Source organism: Komagataeibacter intermedius TF2, from assembly GCF_000964425.1.
GTDB classification, from domain to species: Bacteria; Pseudomonadota; Alphaproteobacteria; order Acetobacterales; family Acetobacteraceae; genus Komagataeibacter; species Komagataeibacter intermedius.
Window position 1 is genome coordinate 1 of record NZ_BANF01000412.1, and the last position, 245, is coordinate 245.

At 60.0% G+C, this 245-nt stretch carries 1 protein-coding gene; it reads right to left on the reverse strand.

What is annotated here, in order from left to right; genetic code table 11:
* On the reverse strand, window positions 1-245 hold a 245-nt coding region (locus B7449_RS17775), incomplete at both ends, for a hypothetical protein (protein ID WP_048883975.1).

Here is a 245-nt window from a genome sequence, read left to right on the forward strand (position 1 = left end):
GTATGGTTCTGTGAAATGAAGGCGAGCTGGACGTTGTGCTTGCGCCCCTCGCGGCCGTCGCGCACAGCCTGCTTGTCTACCTGAGGCGCGGGTTCGGTGCGGTGCCACTCATCGAAGTCGACACGCTTCGTCGTTTCGTACATCTCCGTGAAACGGGCGAGATGATAGTCCCGCATGCACGGGGGCATATGCGGGTCGTCGGCATAATCGGGATGGAGAAAGAAATTCCGGGCCAGGATATGGCG